The organism is Pseudooceanicola sp. HF7, assembly GCF_011806405.1.
Classification (GTDB): Bacteria; Pseudomonadota; Alphaproteobacteria; order Rhodobacterales; family Rhodobacteraceae; genus Pseudooceanicola.
Window position 1 is genome coordinate 23819 of record NZ_JAATOW010000013.1, and the last position, 20497, is coordinate 44315.

The following is a 20497-nucleotide window of genomic DNA, read 5'->3' on the forward strand; positions in this document are numbered from 1 at the left end:
TTTCAAGGCCAGGCGCTTTCCCCTGATGACCTTCATCGATCTCTACTGCGAACGCAGCGCGCCCAGGTTCCGGAACGAACCGCTGCATGCCTGGACCAACCTCGTCTTCCTGCTGGCCGCCTGGTGGCGGCCCGTGCCCTTCACCAGCGGGGCAATGCGCGATCCGCTGGTATGTCTTTGGCGCCGCGCAGGCCTTCCTGGCCTCGCTCGCCTTCCGCAGCATGGACCTTGCCAGCTGCGAGGCCACGCGGGCCATCGGTACCCATTTCATTTGGCACCTGCTGAACGGGACCATGATCGGCCTGCTGCTTCTGGGCCTGATCCGAAAGCTTCCGCCGCAGCCCTAATCCAGCCGGATCGATGCGCGGGCAGAGCGCCCCTCTGCATCGACCACGGCCACATCGGCAAAGCCCGGCTCCATGCCCCGCAACAGCGCCTCGGCCCGCCGATCGCCCCGCACGACCGGCGCCCCGTTGACCAGCCAAGTGAAGGGCGGTGTCCCCCGACGAACCCGAACCGGCAGTGCGCCACCGTCGAGAGAGACCAGCGCTCCGTCGGGCGGAAAGGCCAGCTGCGGGGCCGTGCCATCCAGCGGCCCGGCCTCTCCACGCCGGCGAAAGGTGCGCAGTGGCACGGGCAACAGGGCGTTTGGCGCGATCAGGGTTTCGGGTGGCGGCGGGGCAAGCGGGACAAGCTCTGTTCCCAGGTGCTGGAAGGCCTCGAACAGGATCGGCGCGGCAGTGTCGCCACCGAAAGCACCGGGCACAGGCGAACCGTCGGGCCGCCCGACCCAGACACCCACCACATGCGCCCCGTCAAACCCCAGGGCCCAGGCATCCCGGTGCCCGTAGGAGGTGCCGGTCTTGTAGGCCAGCCGGTTGCGCGGCGCGCCCGGCGGCGGGGCAAGGCCGGACAGGATATCCCCCACCTGCCAGGCAGCCGGCGCAGAGGTGATCCGCTGGCCGGACACGGCCGCAGCGGGTCGCGCCGACAACAGGCGCGCCTCACCACCCTGCGCCAGGCCCGCATAGAGCTGCACCAGATCCTCAAGCGTGACGCCCAGCCCGCCAAGGGCAATCGCCAGCCCGGGAGCGCCGCCGGGCAAGACAGGTTCAACCCCCGCCCGGCGCAGACCGGCCATCAGGTTGGCGGGGCCAAGCGCCTCTGTCAGCAGCACGGCGGGCAGGTTCAGCGACAACCGCAAGGCCTCTGCCGCGCTGACCGGTCCATGAAACCGACCATCGAAATTGCCGGGCCTGTAGCCGGAGAAATCCGTGGGGCGGTCATCGATCAGCGTCTCGGGATTCGCCAACCCGCGATCGAAGGCCAGCGCATAGATCAGCGGCTTCAGGGTCGACCCGGGTGAGCGCAGGGCGCGGGTCATGTCCACGTAGCCCTGCCCTTCAGGCGCAAAGCCGCGCGAGCCGACAGAGGCCAGGATCTCTCCGCTTCGGTGATCCGCGACAAGGATGGCCAGGGAGAGAGCGCGCGTTTCCCCCTGAAGGGTGCGGGCGGCGAGCGCCTCCAACCGTGCCTGAAGATCGGCGTCCAGGGTCAACTGGCTGACCAGGGCGCCGGGATCCTCGCGGTGGATGCGGTCCGTCAGGTGCGGGGCAAGTGCGGGGAAGGGCCGCCGCGTGCGCGGCACCGGCTCTGCCAGGGCTGCCTGCGCACTCTCTTCATCCAGCACGCCATTCTGCGCGAGCCGGGCCAGCACACGGTCCCGCGCGGCCTGCGCCAGGGCTGGTGCGCGGTCGGGGCGCCGGGCTTCTGGCGATTGAGGCAGGGACACCAGCAGCGCGGCCTCTGCCGGGGTCAGGCGGGCGGGCTCCTTGCCGAAGTAGCTCAGCGTCGCGGCCCGGATGCCTTCTAGGTTGCCGCCCATGGGTGCCAGGCGGAAGTAGAGCTGCAGGATCTCTGCCTTGGTCAGGCGCTGTTCCAGCGCCAGCGCCACGCGGATCTGGCGCAGCTTGCCGGCCCAACGCCCGGTGCCGCTGTCTTCAAGCAGGCGGGCGACCTGCATGGTCAGCGTGGAGGCGCCAGAGACGACACCCCCCGATGTCACCGCCTGCCAGGCGGCCCGCCCCATGGCCCAGGGATCGACCCCGCCATGCGCCTGGAAACGGCCATCCTCATAGGCGATGAGCATCCGGGTATAGAGCGGATCCACCGCCCCCGGATCCAGCCGCCAGCGACCATCCTCGACCGTGTAGACCCGCAGAAGCGCCCCCTCTGCCCCCCGCATTTCTGCCGAAAGCGGCGGGCTGAGCGGCGGCAGGTCGGTGCGCGCCACCCAGTCCCGCCCCGCGTCCATGGCCCCGGCCAGCCCAAGGGCCAGCGCAACCGCCAGTCCAAGAAGGCTGCCGCCTCGGCGACTCATTCGGTCACCGTTATCCGCCCTGCCTCTGAATTGGCGCGGAAGTTCGGGCGGTACATGTCCTCGACCGAGGCGGGTGGGTGGGCGTAATCCCCCGGCGTGACCGCGCGGACCACATAGGCCAGGCGGAAGGCGTCTTCGGACCGCCAGTCGACCGCCGCACGGAACCCTTCGGACAGGAATTCCGAATGCTCGGCCGCTGCGGTCTCAAGCCAGTCGAAGCCGCTCAATTCGCCGGAGCGGAACAGGCGCGGGTTGTCGATCTCGAACCCGGCGGGAAGGCGATCCCGCACCATCAGGCGCCCGCCGCCCTTGCCGTAGGGCACGACGGTCAGAACGGTGACAAGCCGCTCGCCCGACCCGGCCCCATCGGGCGAAACCCGCGTGCCGTCCAGCGTGTAGTAATCCCGACGAATGGAATACCCGTTGCCCCCCGCCGTGATCGGCCCTTCTGGAATGCCGATCGCGGTGAAGGTCAGCTGCACCGGCGTCGCGCCCTCGTTTCGGATGGGGATCGGTGTGCCCGTGTTCTCAAGCACCCGGATCGCCGGGCCGTCCTGGGCCACGCCATCCACGCTGAGCTGGCTGATGGCCTGTTCGGCGGCGCTGGCCGCCAGCAGGGTCCAGGCGCTTTCCTGGGTGGAGAAGGGGCCATCGGCCTGCGCCAGGCGCCCGGACAGCACGGACTGGTTCACCGCCGTGCTGCCTGCTTCGCGCGCCAGGGCCAGCAGCCCGGCGGTGTCGCGCAGGTCCGTGCCGAAATCAGCGCGGAACAGACGTTCCTCAGGCAGGGCCGCCCTTTCGGACAACAGCGCCTCTGACGCGGCAAACAGCGTATCCGCGCGGACCTGATCCCCGTAAGAGGCAAGTGCCGCGCCAAGCTGCGCCAGCGCCAGCGGGGTGGAAAAGTCCCCCGCCTTCACGTCCGCATAATAGCGCAGGTCCCCGACAGAGGCCGCGCCCTCGCGCGCAAGGACCATCAGCGCATAGGCCAGGTCCGCCCCCCCGCCATTCTCATTCCGCGTGAAATCGGAGGCATAGTTGACCTTGTTGCGCAGGTTGTTGAGCGCGCGGGAGAAGGCCAGATCCGGAACCGCGTAGCCGGCCAGCCGCGCACGCGAAAGGAAATCGGTCACATAGGCATCCAGCCAGGCCCCGCCTTCGCTGCCCGGCCAAAGGTCAAAGCCCCCGTTCGTGCCCTGCCGTGCCAGGATCGCCGTGATCGCGTCAGAGACTTCGGCTTCCAGGCTGGCGGCAGTGACCTGCCCCAGCTCCTGCGCGACCGAAGACAGGCTGAGCAGCGGCAGCGCGCGCGAGGTCATCTGTTCCGTGCAGCCGTAGGGGTAGCTGTCCAGGAAGGCCATGAGCCCCGGCACATCGTATTCCGCCAGCGTCCCGGTTGAGATGACCGCACGTGCTGTATCGGCATGCAGCCCATCGAAGGCGGTCGAATCCAGCGTGAAGGTGCTGCCCGGCTCAAGCTCGAAGCGGCTTGTCAGGGCAACCTCGGGCGCATAGCGGCGCACGCCAAGGGTCAGCGTCTTGGTCAGCACCTCTCCCGCCGGGGTGGTGAGGGTGAGGGACAACGGGTAATCCCCGGCCTCGGACGCGGAAACGGGCAGACGGAAACTACGCTTACCCTCTTGCGGCAGTTCGAAGCTGGCTGGCAACGTCGTGCCGTCCATCATCAGCCCGCCGCTTTCCAGGGCCAGCTGCACCTGACCGGCAGGACCGGTGACATGCTGCACCTCTATCAGCATGGAGGAGCGGTCCCCCGGTGCCAGGAAGCGCGGCAAGGAGGCCGTCATGACCACCGGGTCGCGCACCAGCACATCTGCCTCTGCGCTGCCGATGCCGGTTTGCGTCCAGGTCAGCGCCATGAGGCGAACAGTGCCGTTGAAATCGGGGATGTCGAAGCTGACAGAGGCCGTACCATCTGCCCCAACCTCGACCGGGCCGGTGAAGTAGGCGACCAGCTCCTCTGTCGGCGGCGGGCTGTCGGTTCTGCGCATGGCCGCATCGCCACCAGAGCGGATGCGCCCCATTTCCCCCTGAAGCCCATCGATGAGCCGCCCGTAAAGATCGCGCAACTCAACGCCAAGGCGCCGCTGGCCGAAGAAATGGGCCTGCGGATCCGGTGTTTCAAAGCTGGTCAGGTTCAGGATGCCCAGGTCGACAGCCGCAATCGTCGCATAGGCGGTCTCACCCTCTGCCACGCCATCCACGTGCAGAACGGCGTTCAGCGGTCCACGGGGATCGGCCTCTGCCGGGGCCTCGAAGCGTGCCGAGAGCGCCTTTGCACCGGGATCGACCTTTGCATAGGACAAGCCGAGCGCACGAGCCGGGTTATGGCCCGCCGCCACGTCCATGGGCCGCAGCACAGTGGCAGAGACATAGGCCCCCGCCCCCCAATCTTCCGTGACGGGCAGAGTGACTTCGTTGCTGCCCTCCGCGACCTCGACGATCTTCATGTCGATCAGCCGGTTGGACATGACCGACACCAGCGCCGTGCCCGCGTAACGCGGCACGATGCGCAGGGTCGCCGTTTCCCCGATACGGTACTGCGTCGCATCCAGGGAGACATCCAGCATGTCCGGCGTGGTGGTCACATCGGCCGGGACATACCAGCCGGCATGGAAATCCGCGCTGGAGATCGTTCGGCTGCCATCCCGGCTTTCTGCCACGATCTCATACTGTCCCCAGTCGACTTGGGCGGAGACGGTCACCGGATCGGAGCCAAGCGTCACGTCGCCTTCGGCCACCGGTGTGCGGGTGGTGAAGGCCTCCCACTGCCATTCGCCCCACTGCCGGTACCATTGGTAGCGCGTGGTCACGCGGTTGATCGTGTAATGTGCCTCAAGCGCGGTCGGCGCCAGGTCTGTGCCCAGGGCGATCAGGTCAAAGACGGCCTCTCCGCCTTCGGGCACATCGTCCTGCTGGGCGCGGATACCGATCACCGGGGCATCCGGCGCGACGATCCGCGTCGCGCTGCGTTCGACCGGCCGCCCCGAGCCCTCCCGGACGGAGACGGTGAACCGCGCCTCTGCCGGGACCGCGTAATCCGGCTGGTAATCCGCGAAGGTCACGGAGGTCTCTGTCAGCCCAGCCGCATCCGTTGCCGGCAGCGAGAAATACTCCCGATCGCCGCCTGCCTCGCTGTCGTACTGGCCAAAACGGTAGCCCGGATAGCCGTCGAGCTGCGAGATGGGCGTCAGGCGCACGTCGCCATCTGCCTCCAACTCTGCGGCGGGCGCGCCGAACAGGTAGCGGGCTTCAAGGCTGAGCGGAATGGACTGGCGCTGCGTGAGCGGGCCGTCCGGCAAGGCGATCTCGAAATCGAGCCGCTCTGGCAGGAAATCCTCTACCAGCACGGTTTCAGAGGCCAGCGCCGGGGCGTCCAGGTCCGATTTGACGTCGATCCGCCAGCTTCCCCGGGTCACATTCGCGCCCACCGGGAAATCGAAGACATAGCCCCCCGCCTGTCCCGAGGGGCGGCTGAGGCGGGCATATTCCACGCCGTCGGGGCGATAAAGGATCGCCGTCACCGGCAGGTCATCGATGGCGCGCGCCGTGCCGTCACGGGCAAGGGCGGTCAGGTGAATGACCTCTCCGGCGCGATAGGCGCCACGGTCCGTGGCCAGGAACATGTCGATCGCGGCGGCAGGGGCGCGCCCCTCCACCCCGCGATCAGAAAGGTCGAAGGCAGGCCCCGTGAGGGAAAGGAAAGCCAGGTCATCGCCCTTCTGCGCGATGACCGAGGCCGGTGCCGCCCCGCCGGTTCCGCGCAACAGGCCAGCCCCGAAGCTGGCCAGACCCGTGGCATCGGTCTGGGCAATCCCCAGAACCGCGTTGGCATTGGAAAGCAGGGTCAGCGTCACCTCTTCCCGCGCGGCGGCATCGGCCAGCCCGCGCACGGCAACATGCATCCCGTCGGTGCCCGTCATGGTCGTCAGCCCAAGGTCGGTGAGCACGAACCACTGCATGGCATAGGCATATTCGTCATCCCCCGGCACATCGGCACGCAGGGCGTAGATGCCCGGCGCCTGACCAGCCAGAGCCTCTGCCATGGGGAGTCTGGTTGTGACCGTGCGATTGCGTTCCTTGCGCAGCTCTGCCGTGCCGGTCCAGACCTGTTGCGCGATCTCTTCAGAGAAGCTCTGCGCGGACCAGTTTTGCAGGTCCGAGGCAAAGAAGTCCTCCTGCATTGCGCGCACGATGTTGCGCTCGGTCACGCGGTAGAGCGTGAGGTCCAGCTGATCCAGGTTCACCGTATCGACCGGAAGGGCGGCATCGGCGCTGCGAGGCAGGACATAGCCACGTCCGGGGAAATGCGCTGTGGGGTCGCGATCCGGCACATAGGCGCGGATCTCGACATCCTTGGCCAGTTGCTGGCCATCCGCGCCCGGCAAACCAGCGCGGTAGGTGATCGTGTAGCTGCGCCCGTGTTCGCCCCCGGTCACGCAAAGCTCGTTCCCGCTGGCCTCCACGGCCATGGCAGGATCGGGCAGGCGCAGGTAGGTCGAATACTCCACACCGGACTTGGCCAGCCCGGCAGAGAAGGTCACGCACAGCCGTGGCTCCGCCCGATTGGCCTGAACCTCGTCATCGGTGATGCGGAACCCGAAGAGCGCTTCCGCCTCGACGCGCAGTTCGGCGATATCGGCCCGGTTGGACAGGTTCTGCCCAAGAGTCAGCGCGGGAATCATCGCGGCGCCTTCATCCAGGCTGCGCAGGGCGCGGGCCATGGTGAACAGGGCCTGGGCACGGGCCGCATCGCCCGGCGCACGCAGGTAGGAATTGACGGAGGCCGAAAGCGCCCGCGCCCGGTGCGCTGCCAGCGTGGCACTATCCCCTTCCTCTTGGGCCAGCAGCAGGCGGGCCAGCGTGTCCCAGTCCTCGGGCATATCGGTCAGGGCGACCGCGGCGCTCATCAGGCGCAGCGCCTCTTCCATGCGCATGGCGTTGACCGCCTCATTGGCGCGCCGGCGCAGAAGGTCGGCATCCTGGTCGACCGCCGCCGCGAGCCAGGGCAGGGTTGCGGCCAGATCGCGCGCGGCCTCGATCCTGCTGGCGCCAAGGAAGCCGAGTTCCTCTGCACGGCTGCGCGCCTGGTCCCGGAGCTGCGCCGAGATGGGCAAGACCCTTGCGGAAACAGCGTCCTCATAGGGGCTGGCGCCGGTCACGTTTGCCTTGGGAAAGCAGGAATTGTTCCGCCGGTTGAAGGTCAGCGCCGTGCAGGCGGGATCCGCGAAACAGGCCGCCTGGCAGGCCTGGGGCGTGGTGTCGAAAATCTGCTGCAGATCCTGCCCCGCCAGATCCATGTCCGCCTGGACGGTCACCCGTTTCTGGGGCAGCGGGTCAGGCGTTTGCGCCTGCAACCCCATTGGTACGGCTGAGAGAATGCTCAGCACGAGCGCGCGGACAAAATGCATGGAACAACTCCTTCGAACTTCTCAGAGCTTCACACGCAAAGCGCGCTTCAAGCAAGAAAGCGCTCATCACAATGTGTTTCTTAAACCGAATTTTCATCAAGTTTCCGGAGGTTAATTGCCTGACGCCTGTGGCGGGAATGGAGAAACCAGTATGAGCCTGGCCAGCAAACTGGCGGAAGAACGTCGCGCGCGCCTGGCCGCAGAGCGACTGCTGGAGCAAAAGCAGGCGGAGCTTCATGCCGCGAACCGCAAGCTGGGGCGCCATGCCCGCTTGCTGTCCGAACAGATCAGTGAACAACGCGCCGAAGTGGAAACGGTGCTTTCCGCGCATGAGAAGGTGAAATCGGACCTCTCTGCCGCCAACCAGCGGATCGAGGTGGCAGAGCGCCGTCTCTGGCTGTCGATCGAGACCTTCCAGGACGGGTTTGCCTTCTGGGATCAGGAGGGGCGTATGATCGCGGCCAACCAGGCTTGGCTCAAGGTCTTCGAGGACCTGGAAGAGATCGCGCCCGGGGTCAGCTACATCCGGACGCTCCAGCTTGCCACGGAGGAGGGTATCATCGACATCGGCGACCTGTCGGCGCAGGACTGGCGCCAGGACATGCTGAAACGCTGGCAAAGCCCCAATCCCGAACCCTCTGTCATCCGCCTTTGGAACGGCCAATACATCAAACTTCTGGATCAGCGCGGCCATGATGGGGATATCGTCACGCTGGCGCTGAACATCACCGGGACCGTCCGCTACGAAAGCCGGCTGCGCGATGCCCGCATTCGGGCAGAGGCCGCCAATCGCGCCAAGTCCACCTTCCTTGCCAACATGAGCCATGAAATCCGCACCCCCATGAACGGCGTGGTCGGGATGGCGGATCTGCTGGGGGACACGCCGCTCAGCGACGAACAGAAGCTTTACGTCGACACGATCCGCTCTTCCGGAGAGGCCCTGCTGGTCATCATCAACGACGTGCTGGATTACTCCAAGATCGAAGCAGACAAGCTGGAGCTTCACCCCCGCCCATTCGACCTGGAAAGCTGCCTGCACGAGGTGATGCTGCTGCTGCAACCTTCTGCGCGGGACAAGGGGCTGACCCTGCTGTTGGATTACGACCTGTTCACCCCCACCAGCTTCGTGGGCGATCCGGGTCGGCTGCGTCAGGTCCTGACCAACCTCATGGGCAATGCCGTCAAGTTCACGGCCAAGGGGCACGTGCTGGTCCGGGTCATCGGCCTGCCCTGCGGCGAAAGCGACATGACCGATATCACGGTGACGGTGGAGGACACCGGCATCGGCATCGCGCCGGAGAAGGCAGAGCTGATCTTCGGTGAATTCACCCAGGTCGAAAGCGACCGGAGCCGCCAGTTCGAAGGCACCGGGCTGGGCCTGGCCATTTCTCAGCGCCTGATCGAATTGATGGGCGGCAGGATCTGGGTCGACAGCGAGCTTGGGCGCGGTTCCGCCTTCGGCTTCCGCCTCAGCCTGCCGCTGGCCGAACCCGCGGCCCCCGGGCCGGAACAGATGCCCCATCTTGGGCGTGTGATGATCGTGGACGACAGCCCCCTGCAGGTCTCCATCCTCGAAAAGCAGCTTGATCTGCTGGGGGCGGAAACGGTCACCTGCCGCAGCGGTGCCGAGGCGCTGGAAATGCTGGATGAGACGGTGGAGCTGGTGCTGACCGATCACAACATGGAAGAAATGGACGGTCTGGAGCTGGCAGAGGCGATCCGCGAGCGTGGCCACCAGGCGCCCATCATCCTGCTCAGCCCCGCGGTTCATTTCGCGGAAATGGACCCGGCCCGGCGCCACCTCCACGCGATCCTGCAACGCCCGATGCTGCGCGATGATCTTTTCCGGGTCCTGCGCACCCTGCACGAGACCAAGCCGGATGAACGTGCGGCCCCTGAAGCCCCTGCGCTGGAAGCTGCTCCGGAACCGGTGAAGGGACGGCGCTGTCGCGTTCTGGCGGCAGAGGACAACCGCACCAACCGCCTTGTTTTCGAGAAATTCCTTGCAGGGGCCGATATCGACCTGCGCTTCGCGACAAATGGCGCAGAGGCAGTGGAAATCTACATGGAGTGGGCCCCCGACGTGATCTTCATGGATATCTCCATGCCCGGCATGGACGGGAAAGAGGCCACCCAGCTGATCCGCCAGGAAGAACAGGAAAGCGGCGGGCATGTGCCCATCATCGCAATGACGGCCCATGCCCTGGAAGGCGATTCAGAACGTTTCCTGGCCGATGGGCTGGATGATTACCTGCCCAAGCCCCTGCGCAAGACCGATGTTCTGGACCGGCTGGCAAGCGTCACACCGAAAGAGCTGCGCCCGCCGTTCCACCCACGCCAGGAGGACGCGCCCGAAGCCGCGCCACTTGAGGTGAGCCCCCCACAAGCGGAGGAACCGCCACTGGATGACCTGCCCGCGCCGAAGGATGATCCGGAACTTCCCCGCGCAGAAGGGGCCTAGCTGCGGCTCGCGTCGCGCAGGAAGATCAGCTCCGTTTCGGTCGACCGGTCGGGCTGGAATTCATACCCCCCGCTGTCAAAATCCTTCAGCCCGTCGACCGTGGTCAGCCGGTGGGTCACGATGAACCGCGCCATCGCGCCACGGGCACGCTTGGCATTGAAGCTGATGACCTTCTCGCGGCCCTTGACCGTATCCAGGAAGACCGGCGTGATCACCTTGAGGTCCAGCTTGGACTGGTCGACCGCACCGAAGTATTCCTGGCTGGCGCAATTGACCAGGAACTCGGTCCCGACCTCTTCCGCCTGGGCGTTCAGCGCCTTGGCAGGCTCGTCGCGCCAGTACTGATACAGATTGGTGCCACGCCGGGTCTTCAGGCGGGTGCCCATTTCCAGCCGGTAGGGCTGAATGCCGTCGAGCGGACGCAGCACGCCGTAAAGACCTGAAAGAATGCGCAGATGCTCTTGCGTCCAGGACATCTCTTCGCTGTCCAGCGTCTGTGCTTCGAGCCCCTGGTAGGTATCACCGGCGAAGGCCAGCACCGCGGGGCGTAGCGCCTCTGCGTCAGGCGCGTCCTGGAAATCACGGAAACGGTCGCGGTTCAGCTTGGCCAGATCCTCTGAAAGATCCATCAGCTCGCGCAGATCCTTCAGGCTTTTCTGCCGCATGGTCGCGGCAAGGCTGCGGGATTCACGACCGAAATCAGGCTCGGTCATTTCAAGGTCGCGTTCGGCCCAGTCGAGCCGTTTCGCAGGAGAGATCACGATCAGCATTCCACGCCCTCTTGTCCGTCTTCGGCTGTGTGCAGCCGCGTATCACGAAGGTGATGCCCGATTTTAGAATGGATTTAAAGTGTCAAAGGCAAGTGGTCCCATCGGCCTTCACGTCATCAGGCGGCGGGTCTTGTCGCAAACCACTTCCGCCTGGTCTCAGGCGATCAGCGACCGGATCGCGGCCACCCGCGCGGCATTGTCGGGGGCTGTCACGCCCTGCGCGTCGACCAGAGAATTTTCGAACCCAACCCGCAGCTTGCCGCCAACGGCGTCGGCCGCCAGCAGGCACTCGGTCTCTCCCTGACCAAAGGCGCACACAGCCCAGTCAGGCGCGATCCCAGCCTGTGCCAGCCAGTCGCTAAAGGGATCTAGCATCGCCGGGGTAGAGGTCTGACCCGCCACGTACCGCCCCAACACGAAAAGCAATTGCAGATCGGGATCCTGCAGAAGCGCCTCAGGCAGCAGGCGCGCCAATGTCTCTGCGTCCTCCCGCGCGTATAGGATGTGCTGCACGAAAATGCCCTGATCCGCGCAGGTCTGGTAAAACTGCCCCGTCGCCTCTTCCGTGTCGCGCAGCAATTCCCGCAGCGCGACAGAGACCATGGCGCAGCCGCTTTCCAGCGCGACCGCGCGTTGCAGGGGCGGATCATAGATGCCGGCCGCTTCCGTGGTGATCTGCAAGGCCATTCCAGGCACGGCCGCAGACAAATGGGCAAGCGCCTCTCTATAGGCGCCAGCGTCCAGAAGGTGACCGCCCGCCGCATCGCGCAGGTGCAGGTGCAGGCCCTCTGCCCCCGCCTGCTGGCAGGAAAGGGCCGTCCGGGTGACCTCATCCAGGGTCAGTGGCAGCGCCGGGTGGTCCGCCCGGGTCTTCGTCGCCCCGTTCGGAGCGACCATCAGGCGCGGCAGTCTCATGCAAGCGTCCTGCCGAAAGCTGTCGAAAGCTTGTCGACCAGCTCCGCGATCTGCGCGTCCTCAAGGATGAAGGGGGGTGCCAGCAAAACGTGATCGCCCCGCTGGCCGTCGATCGTGCCCCCCATCGGATAACAGATCAGGCCCGCCTCGAAAGCGGCTGCCTTGATCTTCTTGTTGATGCCAAGCGCGGGATCGAAGGGCGCCTTCGTGGCCCGGTCTGCCACGATCTCCAGTCCCCGGAACATGCCGCGCCCGCGGATGTCACCGATATTGGGATGCTGGCCGAAAGCCTCCTTCAGCGCGGCATCCAGCCTGTCACCGACCCGGGCCGCACGCGCCGTCAGCCCCCCTTCGGAGAGCTTGCGCACCACAACATCTGCCGCTGCGGCGGCAGTGGGATGGCCCATGTAGGTGTGACCATGCTGGAAGAACCCGCTGCCCTGCACGAAGGCTTCATGGATACGGTCACTGCACAGCGTTGCCCCGATCGGCTGGTAACCCGCCCCCAGGCCCTTGGCCACGGTGATGATATCCGGCGCGATCCCGTCCACTTCACAGGCGAACAGATGCCCGGTCCGGCCCATGCCGCACATGACCTCGTCCAGGATCAGCAGAATACCGTGGCGATCACAGATCTCACGGATGCGCCGGAAGTAGCCCGGCGCCGCCGGCACCGCGCCCATGGTGGCCCCCACGACCGGCTCCGCGATGAAGGCAATGACGGTTTCGGGGCCCAGCCGCTGGATCTCTTCCTCCAGCAGGTTGGCGGCGCGCAGGCCATAAGCCTCGGGGCTCTCGCCCTCATGCTGCAACCGGTAGGGATAGCAGGGGTCGATGTGGTGGCTTTGCGGCAGGATCGGCGCGAAGGGGCGCTTGCGCCATGCGTTGCCCCCAGCCGACAGGGCCCCCAGCGTATTGCCATGATAGCTTTGCCGGCGGGCGATGAAGTTCACCCGCTCCGGCTGACCGACCTCGACGAAATACTGCCGCGCCATCTTCAGGGCGGTCTCCACCGCCTCCGATCCGCCGGAGCCGAAATAGACCCGCGCGATCCCCTCCGGAGCCAGCGATACCAGCCGGTCCGCCAGGCTTTCCGCCGGGTCCGAAGTGAAGAACCCGGTATGGGCATAGGGCAGCACATCCAGCTGCGCCCTGATCGCCGCGATCACCTCCGGATCGGAATGCCCAAGACAGGAGACCGCCGCGCCGCCCGAACCATCCAGGTAGCGCTTGCCGGCATCGTCAAAGATATAGGCCCCTCCCCACGTACGGCGCGGGGCGGAGTGCTGCGGCACTGACGGTGGAAAACGTGGGACATGGCTGGCCTCCGGGTTCGGCCCGCATGGCAGCGCGCCCTTCCGAAATGCGAAACATATGTCTCAATCATTGACAAGAGTTGAAACACTTGAAACACATGGACTCGCCCTACAATTGAGCAAAGACTCATGGGGAACGCACGTGGGAGGTGTCATTTGCAGCCCGGTTTCGAAATGCGGCTTGCCGAGAAATATACCCAGCTCTCTGCGCGTCTGCAGGAAGCGGGGGATCACCTCGCGGCGAATCCGCTGGATGCTGCAACCCGTTCCCTGCGCGCCGTGGCCGATGACAGCGGCATGGCGCCGGCCACCTTTTCCCGCCTCGCCCGTGCCCTGGATTACGAAAGCTTCGAGCAACTCAGAGAGGCATTGCGCGCCGAACTGGGCCGCCGCGTGTCCTCCTTTGCCAGCCGGGCAGAAGGGCTGCGCCGAACGCGGGACGAAGGGGTGCATGCCTTTCTTGAGCGCTCCCTCACGGCTGTCGAGGGCAACCTGGCGCTCCTGTCGGCCAGCATCGACCCCGCCAAGCTGGATCACACCGTGGAAACCCTGTCCGCGGCGCGCAAGGTCCTGATCATGGGCGCGCTCGGCTCTACCGGGATTGCCGAATACGCCGGCTACATGGGCAAGTTCCTGGGTGACAACTGGGAGCTGACGGGCCGCATGGGTGCCTCGCTGGGCAGTGCCTTTTCCGACCTGGCACCAGGCGACGGGCTGGTCGTTGTGACCAAGCCGCCCTATGCCACCCTTTCCCTGCGCGCCGCCGAGGCCGCCCGCGCCCGCGGCGCTTTCGTGGTCGTCATCACCGATAGCCACGCCTGCCCTGCATTGCGCAATGCCGACAGCGGCTTCATCGTGCCCAGCGAAAGCCCGAACTTCTTTTCCTCTTATGTTGCCACCGTCTTCCTGCTTGAGACGATCATGGCCATGGTGGCCAAGCTGTCCGGCCCGGAAACCTCGATGAGGATATCAGAGATCGAACGCCAGAACCGCGCCCTGGGGGAGGTTCTGGACCGATAGAAACGCCCGGGCCCTGCCCGGGACCAACCCAAGCAACCAACGGGAGTCTGAAAATGACCATCCAGATCAAGACGGGCCTGACCGCCCTTGCTGCCTCGGCCATGCTGGCCGGGCCCGCTGCGGCGGAAGAGTTCATCACCATCGGCACCGGCGGCGTGACCGGCGTCTATTATCCCACCGGGGGCGCGATCTGCCGCCTGGTGAACAAGGGCCGCAAGGAACACGGCATCCGCTGCTCCGTCGAATCCACCGGCGGCTCCGTCTACAACCTGGAGACCATCCGGGCGGGCGAGCTTGAGTTCGGCGTGGCCCAGTCCGACTGGCAGTACCATGCCTACAACGGCACCTCCTCCTTCGAAAGCTCCGGCCCCTTCGAGGAGCTGCGCGCGGTCTTCTCCGTGCATCCGGAACCCTTCACCGTGGTGGCCCGCGCAGATGCCGGCATCACGACCTTCGACGACCTAAAGGGCAAGCGCGTCAACATCGGCAACCCCGGCTCCGGCCAGCGCGGCACGATGGAAGTGCTGATGGATGCCAAGGGCTGGACCACCGACGACTTCGCCCTGGCGACCGAGCTGAAGGCGGCCGAGCAATCCGCGGCGCTCTGCGACAACCAGATCGACGCGATGGTCTACACCGTCGGCCACCCCTCCGGCTCCATCCAGGAAGCCACCACCGCCTGTGACTCCGTCCTGGTCGAAGTGGCCGGTCCCGAGGTCGAGCAGCTTGTCGCGGACAACCCCTTCTACCGCGTCGCCACCATCCCCGGCGGCATGTACCGGGGCAATGATGAAGACGTGACCACCTTCGGTGTGGGCGCGACCTTCGTCACCTCTTCGAATGTCTCCGATGAAGCGGTCTACGCCGTTGTCTCTTCGGTCTTCGAGAACTTCGAAGACTTCAAGGGCCTGCACCCCGCCTTCGCGAACCTGAAAGAGGAAGAGATGATCAAGGACGGTCTCTCTGCCCCGCTGCATGACGGAGCAGAGAAGTACTACACCGAAAAAGGCTGGATGGAATAAACCTGTCTGGTTAACCATTTCGGGGGGCGGCACCGTCGCCCCCCCGTCTTCCATTTTCCGTTTCAGACATTTCCCAAGGGGGAGTCCTCCATGTCGGACAGTGATCGCCGCGCCTTGAACGAAGCCGAGCTGCAGGAACTTGTAGCCGCCAGCGACAGTGGGGCACGGAAGGTACCCGGCACCCTTGGGCTGGCCATCGCAGGGGTCGCGCTGCTCTGGTCGATCTTCCAGGTGCTCCTGGCTTCGCCGGTTGCGCCCTACGTCCTGCCCGGCGACCTGATCAACAACGCGCGCCAGATCCACCTGGCCTTCGCGATCTTCCTGTCGGCGATGTCCTATCCGCTGTTCAAGAGCGCCTCCAAGACCTCTGTCCCCTGGTATGACTGGATACTGGGCGTGGGCGGGGCGCTGCTGGCGCTTTACGGCTACTTCTTCTACCACAAGATCGTCGACCAGGGCGGGCTGGCCGATACCCAGGATTCCCTTTTCGCCCTTGCCGGCCTGGTCTTCCTGTTCATCGCCGCCTACCGGACCCTTGGGCCGGTCATGGTCATCCTGGCGCTGATCTTCCTAGCCTATGTCTTCTTCGGCTCGTCAGAGCTTGTGCCCGACCAGATCCGCTGGGCCGGCGCATCGCTGCGCAAGGCGATGAGCCACATGTGGATCACCTCCGAAGGGGTGTTCGGCATCGCGCTTGGGGTCTCGACCAAGTTCGTCTTCCTTTTCGTGCTCTTCGGGGCGCTGCTGGATAAGGCCGGTGCGGGTAACTACTTCATCCAGATGGCCTTCGGCGCGCTTGGCCACCTGCGCGGGGGGCCGGCCAAGGCCGCTGTCGTGGGCTCTGCCGCGACCGGCCTGATCTCAGGCTCCTCCATCGCCAACGTGGTCACCACCGGGACCTTCACCATCCCGCTGATGAAGCGGGTGGGCTTTTCCGCGGAAAAGGCCGGCTCTGTCGAGGTCGCCTCTTCCGTCAACGGCCAGATCATGCCCCCCGTGATGGGGGCCGCGGCCTTCCTGATGGTGGAATACGTCGGCATTTCCTACTTCGAGGTGATCAAGCACGCCTTCCTGCCCGCGATCATCTCCTACATCGCGCTGGTCTACATCGTTCACCTGGAAGCGGTGAAGAACAACATGCCGACCCTTGGCAACAAGGTCGTCTCCATGGGGCGGACGATCGGCGGAATGTTCCTGTTCTTCGCCGGTTTCGCCGCGCTCTGCTACCTGACGCAATTCCCCGTACGGTTCGTGACCTCTATGGTGCCGGAAGGCTCCGGCTGGATCCTGGCCGTGCTGATCGGGCTGGCCTACATTGGCCTGGTCTGGCTGGCCTCAAAGGAGCCCGATCTTGAGCCCGACGACCCCGAGGCAGAGAAGCTTGAGCTGCCCGAGGTCGACAAGATCTACAAGTCCGGCCTTTATTACCTGCTGCCGATCATCGTGCTGGTCTATTTCCTGATGATCGAACGCAAGTCCCCGGGCCTCTCGGCCTTCTGGGCGACCTTCCTGCTGTTCTTCATCCTGCTGACCCAGAAGACCCTCAAGGCCTTCTTCCGGGGCGAAAGCGATGCGGCCGGCCGCCTGAAGGACGGCTTCGTAGACCTGATCGCCGGGATGATCGACGGGGCGCGCAACATGATCGGCATCGGCCTGGCCACAGCCACGGCCGGCATCATCGTGGGGACCGTGTCGCTGACCGGGATCGGCCAGGTGATGGCCGACTTCGTCGAGTTCCTCTCCGGCGGGAACCTGATCCTGATGCTGATCTTCGTGGCCATCCTGTCGCTGATCCTGGGGATGGGGCTGCCAACCACCGCGAACTACATCGTTGTCAGCTCTCTCATGGTGGCCGTGGTCGTGGAGCTGGGCGCACAATCGGGCCTGGTGGTGCCCCTGATCGCCGTGCACCTCTTCGTCTTCTACTTCGGGATCATGGCGGATGTGACGCCGCCCGTGGGGCTTGCCAGTTTCGCCGCCGCCGCCGTTTCGGGCGGGGATGCGATCCGCACGGGCTTCACCGCCTTCTTCTATTCGCTGCGCACGGTGGCCCTGCCCTTCGTCTTCATCTTCAACACGGACCTGCTGCTGATCAACGTGACCTGGGTGCAGGGGATCATCGTCTTCGTCATCGCCACGATCGGGATCCTTGTCTTCACCGCGGCCACGATGGGCTGGTTCCTGACCCGGTCGCGCATCTGGGAAACCGTTGCGCTGCTGGTCGTGGCCTTTGCGCTGTTCCGGCCCGGGTTCTTCATGGACATGGTCCAGCCGCCCTACCACGACATCGCCCCCGCAGCCTTCGAGGAAGCCCTGCTGGAAGCGCCGGAGGGATCGAACCTGCGGATCGTCGTCTCAGGCCCGGATTTCGACACGCTTGAGCAGAAGGACCTGACCGTGGTGCTGACCATGCCCCAGGATGTGCCTGCCCCTGAGCGCGCGGATGACCTGGGGCTGATGCTCATGCCGGAAGGCGACCGGATGCTGATGGATGAGCCCATGTTCGGCACCCCCATGTCGGACAAGCTGTCATCCTTCGACTTCTACGGGGATGAGCCGGTGCAGATCACCGCCGTGCGCGCCCCTGCGGCGCAGATGCCGAAGGAGCTGATGTTCATCCCCGCCCTGCTGCTGCTGGGGCTGATCGCCCTGCTGCAATCCCGCCGCGCCGCGGCCACCCGTCCCGAAGGAGCGACCGCATGACCACGTCCGTTCTCTGCGCCATCGACATCAACCGCCCCGAGGCCGAGGCCAAGGTGCTGCAGATCGCCTGGAAGCTGGCCCAGATGGACGGGGCCCGCATGGACGTGGTCACCGTACTGCCGGATTTCGGGCGGCCGGTCGTGGGCGGTTATTTCAAGGAAGGCCATGCGGAAACGGCGCTGGAGCACGCCCGCGCCCACCTGACCGGCTTCGTCGAGGGGGTGCTTGGGCCAGAGGCCAACGCCCAGATCCGCCACGTGGTCGTCAATGGCACCACCTACCATGAGATCCTGACAGTCGCAGAGAAATCCCAGGCGGACCTGATCGTGCTGGGGGCCCACAGGCCTGACCTGAAAGACTACCTGCTTGGCCCCAACGCCGCGCGGGTCGTCCGCCATGCTCAGGCCTCGGTCTACGTGGTGCGCTAGGCCGGGTCTGCCGCTTCGCGCAGCACGTCCAGGAAGGCTTCGCCGAAGCGTTCGGCCCGCCGATCCCCCAGGATCCGCGCCATGGCATCGGCATCCCTGGGCCGGGTCTCCGCGATCCGCGCGATCAGGGACTGAGAGCAGGACAGGGGCTTGTCGATCCCGTCCGGGCCACGCGCCAGCGCCGTCTGCGCCTCCATCAGCCGGTCATAAAGCGATCCGGCCTGCTTCCCCGCCAGCTTGCGGCGCATCGGGTGCACCTCCTCGACACTGCCGGAGATGACCTCCAGGAAGGTCGCGCCATAGGCTTCCAGCTTCTTCGCGCCCACACCGGTGATCCCGGCCATCTCATCAAGGCTCTGCGGCTTGCGCTCGGCCATCTCGATCAGGGTACGGTCGTTGAAGATCACGTAGGCCGGCACGCGCTGCTCTTCGGCCAAGGCGCGGCGCTTTGCCTTAAGCGCCGAGAGCAGCGGTTCGTCCTCTTCCGACACTAGGGTCTTGGTGGCCGGGCGACGATCCTTTGCGGCGGTCAGCGTGTCACGGCGCAGGCGGATTGTTTCTTCACCGCGCAGGATCGGCCGGGCCGCATCGGTCATGAACAGGGCACCATGGCGTTCACCGTTCGGCCGCACCAGGTCATGGCCCATCATCTGCCGGAAGACCGCCTGCCATTCGCCTTTCTTGAACTCTGTCCCGACACCGAAGGTGGGCAATTGGTCATGTCCCCTTTCCCGGATCTTGTCGGTTTCGGTGCCCGTCAGGATATCCACCAGGTGCCCCGCGCCGAACCATTCGCCGGTGCGCAGCATGGCCGACAGCGCCTTGCGCACGGCTTCTGTCGCATCGAAGGTCTCTGGCGGGCGGTCGCACAGGTCGCAATTGCCGCAGTGGGCGCAGTCCTCTCCGAAGTAGCGCAGCAGGACGGCCCGCCGGCATTCCAGCGCCTCGGCCAGGCCCAGCAGGGCGTTCAGCCGGGCATGGTCGGCCGCGCGACGCTCCGGCGGGGCCAGCCCCTCGTCGATCTGGGAGCGGCGCAGGCGGATGTCATCGGGTCCGAACAGCGTCAGCGTCTCTGCCGGGGCACCGTCACGACCCGCGCGCCCGATCTCCTGGTAATAGGCCTCGATGCTCTTGGGCAGGTCGGAATGGGCCACCCAGCGGATATCCGGCTTGTCGACGCCCATGCCGAAGGCCACCGTGGCCACGACGATCAGCCCGTCCTCCTGCTGGAACTGCAGCTCTGCCGCCCGACGGTCATTCGGATCCATCCCGCCATGGTAATGGATCGCCGCCATCCCGGCCTCTCTCAAGCCCTGGGCAATGCTTTCGGTGCGCGCACGGGTGCCGCAATAGACGATGCCGGACTGGCCCTTCCGGGCCGCGGCAAAGTTCAGGATCTGCTTGCGCGGAGAATTCTTGGCCGCGAAGGCCAGGTGGATGTTGGGCCGGTCGAAGCCCCGCAGGAAGCTCTGCGGCGGGGTGCCGTCGAAGAGCCGCCGCACGATCTCTTCGCGGGTTTCCTCGTCTGCCGTGGCGGTAAAGGCAGCCAGCGGCACATCGAGCATCTCGCGCAGTTGACCGATCCGCAGGTAATCAGGGCGGAAGTCATGACCCCACTGGCTGACGCAATGCGCCTCGTCCACGGCAATGAGAGAGACGTTGATCCGCCGCAGCATCTGCATCGCGCCACCTGAGGCCAGGCGTTCCGGCGCAAGGTAGAGCAGCTTGAGAGAGCCGTCCTCGAGCGCGGTCCAGACCGCCTCTGTCTCTTCGTCGGTATTGCCCGAGGTCAGCGCGCCGGCCACGACGCCCGCTTCCCGAAGGGCACGGACCTGGTCCCGCATCAGCGCGATCAGCGGGGAAATCACCACCGTCACGCCGTGGCGCATCAGCGCCGGAAGCTGGAAACACAGCGACTTGCCACCGCCCGTGGGCATGATCGCGAGGGTGTTCCGCCCGGCGGCCACGGCTTCCACGATCTCTTGCTGCCCGGGGCGGAATGCGTCGAATCCGAATATGTCCCGCAGAAGCTTTTCTGCCTCAGCCATGCCGC

General features: G+C 65.8%; 11 protein-coding genes and 1 pseudogene. 6 read left to right on the forward strand and 6 right to left on the reverse strand.

The window, feature by feature from the left end; translation table 11 throughout:
* Nucleotides 1–86: 86 nt before the first annotated feature.
* Nucleotides 87–347, forward strand: a complete 261-nt coding sequence (locus HCZ97_RS09605; RefSeq protein WP_167688492.1) for a hypothetical protein — start codon at nucleotides 87–89, stop codon at nucleotides 345–347.
* Here HCZ97_RS09605 and pbpC read toward each other — a convergent pair.
* Together pbpC and HCZ97_RS09615 are read right to left on the reverse strand one after the other, a co-directional pair.
* Nucleotides 344–2314 carry a penicillin-binding protein 1C gene (gene pbpC, locus HCZ97_RS09610; RefSeq protein WP_254871450.1) on the reverse strand — a complete coding sequence of 657 codons (1971 nt, stop codon included), beginning with the start codon at nucleotides 2312–2314 and terminating at the stop codon, nucleotides 344–346. The two genes, HCZ97_RS09605 and pbpC, sit on opposite strands and share 4 nt — an antisense overlap.
* 62 nt (nucleotides 2315–2376) lie before the next feature.
* Nucleotides 2377–7809, reverse strand: a complete 5433-nt coding sequence (locus tag HCZ97_RS09615) for an alpha-2-macroglobulin family protein (RefSeq protein ID WP_167688494.1) — start codon at nucleotides 7807–7809, stop codon at nucleotides 2377–2379.
* A 151-nt stretch (nucleotides 7810–7960) separates the two neighbouring features.
* On the opposite strand from HCZ97_RS09615, the gene HCZ97_RS09620 reads away from it, so the two are divergent.
* Nucleotides 7961–10270, forward strand: a complete 2310-nt coding sequence (locus HCZ97_RS09620; RefSeq protein ID WP_167688495.1) for a response regulator — start codon at nucleotides 7961–7963, stop codon at nucleotides 10268–10270.
* On the opposite strand, the gene yaaA is transcribed toward HCZ97_RS09620, so the two are convergent.
* The 3 genes and pseudogenes from yaaA to HCZ97_RS09635 all read right to left on the reverse strand — a co-directional run bounded on the left by yaaA (nucleotide 10267) and on the right by HCZ97_RS09635 (nucleotide 13273).
* Nucleotides 10267–11040 carry a peroxide stress protein YaaA gene (gene yaaA, locus HCZ97_RS09625; protein WP_167688496.1) on the reverse strand — a complete coding sequence of 258 codons (774 nt, stop codon included), beginning with the start codon at nucleotides 11038–11040 and terminating at the stop codon, nucleotides 10267–10269. The two genes, HCZ97_RS09620 and yaaA, sit on opposite strands and share 4 nt — an antisense overlap.
* Before the next feature lie 156 nt (nucleotides 11041–11196).
* The gene (locus HCZ97_RS09630; protein ID WP_167688497.1) at nucleotides 11197–11955 is read right to left on the reverse strand and encodes a 3-keto-5-aminohexanoate cleavage protein; all 759 of its coding nucleotides are present in this window, start codon (nucleotides 11953–11955) and stop codon (nucleotides 11197–11199) included.
* Nucleotides 11952–13273, reverse strand: a pseudogene (locus HCZ97_RS09635) (aspartate aminotransferase family protein). The gene HCZ97_RS09630 and the pseudogene HCZ97_RS09635 overlap by 4 nt, the downstream one beginning before the upstream one ends.
* Before the next feature lie 172 nt (nucleotides 13274–13445).
* Between HCZ97_RS09635 and HCZ97_RS09640 the strand changes: the two are divergent.
* From HCZ97_RS09640 to HCZ97_RS09655, 4 genes are all read left to right on the forward strand, one after another.
* Nucleotides 13446–14291, forward strand: a complete 846-nt coding sequence (locus tag HCZ97_RS09640; protein ID WP_167688560.1) for a MurR/RpiR family transcriptional regulator — start codon at nucleotides 13446–13448, stop codon at nucleotides 14289–14291.
* A 53-nt stretch (nucleotides 14292–14344) separates the two neighbouring features.
* Nucleotides 14345–15313: a TAXI family TRAP transporter solute-binding subunit gene (locus HCZ97_RS09645; RefSeq protein ID WP_167688498.1), complete on the forward strand. Its 969-nt coding sequence runs from the start codon at nucleotides 14345–14347 to the stop codon at nucleotides 15311–15313.
* A 90-nt stretch (nucleotides 15314–15403) separates the two neighbouring features.
* Complete coding sequence (locus HCZ97_RS09650) at nucleotides 15404–18016, forward strand: TRAP transporter permease (protein ID WP_167688499.1); 2613 nt, start codon at nucleotides 15404–15406, stop codon at nucleotides 18014–18016.
* Nucleotides 18013–18444 carry a universal stress protein gene (locus tag HCZ97_RS09655; protein WP_167688500.1) on the forward strand — a complete coding sequence of 144 codons (432 nt, stop codon included), beginning with the start codon at nucleotides 18013–18015 and terminating at the stop codon, nucleotides 18442–18444. The genes HCZ97_RS09650 and HCZ97_RS09655 overlap by 4 nt, the downstream gene beginning before the upstream one ends.
* Here HCZ97_RS09655 and recQ read toward each other — a convergent pair.
* Nucleotides 18441–20492 carry a DNA helicase RecQ gene (recQ, locus tag HCZ97_RS09660; RefSeq protein WP_167688501.1) on the reverse strand — a complete coding sequence of 684 codons (2052 nt, stop codon included), beginning with the start codon at nucleotides 20490–20492 and terminating at the stop codon, nucleotides 18441–18443. The genes HCZ97_RS09655 and recQ overlap by 4 nt on opposite strands.
* Between the last annotated feature and the right edge of the window lie 5 nt (nucleotides 20493–20497).

What these genes read in the sequence shown, in the direction of transcription:
- HCZ97_RS09605 (WP_167688492.1), top strand. Translation starts at nt 87, where the DNA reads ATGCCTGGACCAACCTCGTCTTCCTGCTGGCCGCCTGGTGGCGGCCCG.
- pbpC (WP_254871450.1), bottom strand. Translation starts at nt 2,314, where the DNA reads ATGGACGCGGGGCGGGACTGGGTGGCGCGCACCGACCTGCCGCCGCTC.
- HCZ97_RS09615 (WP_167688494.1), bottom strand. Translation starts at nt 7,809, where the DNA reads ATGCATTTTGTCCGCGCGCTCGTGCTGAGCATTCTCTCAGCCGTACCA.
- HCZ97_RS09620 (WP_167688495.1), top strand. Translation starts at nt 7,961, where the DNA reads ATGAGCCTGGCCAGCAAACTGGCGGAAGAACGTCGCGCGCGCCTGGCC.
- yaaA (WP_167688496.1), bottom strand. Translation starts at nt 11,040, where the DNA reads ATGCTGATCGTGATCTCTCCTGCGAAACGGCTCGACTGGGCCGAACGC.
- HCZ97_RS09630 (WP_167688497.1), bottom strand. Translation starts at nt 11,955, where the DNA reads ATGAGACTGCCGCGCCTGATGGTCGCTCCGAACGGGGCGACGAAGACC.
- HCZ97_RS09640 (WP_167688560.1), top strand. Translation starts at nt 13,446, where the DNA reads ATGCGGCTTGCCGAGAAATATACCCAGCTCTCTGCGCGTCTGCAGGAA.
- HCZ97_RS09645 (WP_167688498.1), top strand. Translation starts at nt 14,345, where the DNA reads ATGACCATCCAGATCAAGACGGGCCTGACCGCCCTTGCTGCCTCGGCC.
- HCZ97_RS09650 (WP_167688499.1), top strand. Translation starts at nt 15,404, where the DNA reads ATGTCGGACAGTGATCGCCGCGCCTTGAACGAAGCCGAGCTGCAGGAA.
- HCZ97_RS09655 (WP_167688500.1), top strand. Translation starts at nt 18,013, where the DNA reads ATGACCACGTCCGTTCTCTGCGCCATCGACATCAACCGCCCCGAGGCC.
- recQ (WP_167688501.1), bottom strand. Translation starts at nt 20,492, where the DNA reads ATGGCTGAGGCAGAAAAGCTTCTGCGGGACATATTCGGATTCGACGCA.